The sequence below is a fragment of the Oryzihumus sp. genome, assembly GCF_036391795.1.
Taxonomy (GTDB): domain Bacteria; phylum Actinomycetota; class Actinomycetes; order Actinomycetales; family Dermatophilaceae; genus Oryzihumus.
Genome location: NZ_DASVZH010000269.1, coordinates 1 through 1,906 on the forward strand (window position 1 = coordinate 1; position 1,906 = coordinate 1,906).

At 70.3% G+C, this 1,906-nt stretch carries 2 protein-coding genes; both read right to left on the reverse strand.

All coding sequences use genetic code 11. The features are described 5' to 3' along the window. A partial coding sequence (locus VF825_RS16490) for an ABC transporter ATP-binding protein (RefSeq protein WP_331115327.1) occupies positions 1 to 1,078 on the reverse strand: 1,078 nt, incomplete at its 3' end. 2 nt (positions 1,079 to 1,080) lie between these two features. Further along, positions 1,081 to 1,906, reverse strand: an 826-nt coding sequence (locus tag VF825_RS16495; protein WP_331115329.1) for an extracellular solute-binding protein, incomplete at its 5' end; no start/stop codon positions are given.

A 1,906-nucleotide genomic window follows, 5' to 3' on the forward strand; every position in this document is an offset into this window, starting at 1 on the left:
GCGGGTAGACGAGCACGCGGGACGGGTCCGCCGTCAGCTCGACCGTGCTGCCGACGGCCGGCGCGTGGTCGGACCGCACGTGCAGCAGCTGGCCGCCGGGCGTGGTCACCCCGACCGCGAACTCGCGGCCGTGGTACTCCACCACCGAGACGGTCGCCTTGGCGGAGTTGCCGCCGCGCACCGGCAGCGACGGCGAGACCACCACGAGGTCCTCGGGCCGGATCGCCGCCCGCACCGCCGCCCCCGGCGCCACCGATCCCACCGCGGTGCCGTGCAGCACGACCCCGTTGCCGGCCACGGTCACGGCCGGACCCGCGACCGAGACGACGTCGAGGTCCAGCAGGTTGCGGTAGCCCATGAAGTCGGCCACGTGCCAGTTCGCCGGGTGGTTGTGCAGCTCCTCGGGCGTGCCGATCTGCTGCACGCGCCCCTCGCGGAGCACCACCAGGCGGTCGGCCATCGACAGGGCCTCCTCCTGGTCGTGCGTGACGTAGATCGTCGTCAGCCCCAGCGACTGGTGCAGGCGGCGGATCTCGGTGCGCATCTCCAGCCGGAGCTTGGCGTCGAGGTTGGACAGCGGCTCGTCCATGAGCACCAGCCGCGGCTCCATCACCACCGCGCGGGCGATCGCCACCCGCTGCTGCTGGCCGCCGGACAGCTGGCCCGGCAGCTTGGTGGCGTGCTGCTCGAGCTTGACCAGGGCGATCGCCTCGGCCACGCGCCGCTTCAGCTCCGCCTTGGGCACCTTGCGCATCTGCAGCCCGAAGGCGACGTTCTTCTCGACCGTCAGGTGCGGGAACAGCGCGTAGTTCTGGAACACCATGCCGAAGTCGCGGTTCTCCGCGGCGACGGTGTCCACCCGCGTGCCGTCCACCAGGATCTGGCCGTGGGTGAGCGGGAGCAGCCCCGCGAGGCAGTTCAGCGCCGTGGACTTCCCGCAGCCCGACGGCCCGAGCAGGGCGATGAACTCGCCCGCCCGGACCGTCAGGTCGAGGCCCACCAGCGCGTCCACGCCACCGAAGCTGCGACCGACACCTCGGAGCTCGAGGGACTGGAACTTGCTGGCAGTGATCGTCATGGTTACTTCGCCTTGAACTTCCCGGAGCCGACCTCGCGGTCCCAGATGTCGAACGCCTTGACCATCTGGTCCGGGGTGAGCGGCACGGCCTTGGGCATCTTGTCGATCAGGGCGTCGTACCAGTCACGGCCGAAGTCCTTGATCGTCTGCTGGCTCTTGGCGGGGGCCTTGTCGAGGGTGGCGCCCTTCACGGCGGGGCCGGGGTAGAAGTAGCCGGTGTCGTAGGCCATCGCGTTGACCTCGGGCGTCAGCATGTACTGCAGCAGGTTGAGGATCGCGGACACCTTGTCGGCGCTCTGGCCCTTGGGGATCACGGCGTAGTGCGCGTCCGTCACCCACGTGAAGCTGTCGAACGGCGCCGCGGCGATCGTCTTCGGCTCCTGGCCCAGGGCGCGGGGGTTGATGTCCCAGCCCGTGGTGGTGGGCACCATCGCCCACGTGCCGTCGGCCATGTTGGAGATCACCTGTCCGGTGCCGGTCGGGTAGGTGCTGATCGTCGAGCCGAGGTCCTTCAGGTAGGCCCACGTCTTGTCCCAGCCGTTGACCGGGTCCGTCGGGTCCTTGTCGCCGAGCATGTACGGCAGGCCCAACAGGAAGGTGCGGCCCGGGCCGGAGTTGGCCGGGCGGGCGTAGCCGAACTTGCCGGGGTGCGCCTTGGCCCACGCGAGCAGCGCCTCCGGCGTCTTCGGGACGTCGGTGACGACGGCGGGGTCGTACTGCAGCAGCGGGCCCGACGGGTAGTACGTGGTGACCACGCCGAAGCCCTGCGCCAGCTCCTGCATCTTGGCGGCCGGGTCGAGGTAGTTCTTCATGTTCGACAGCTGGGCC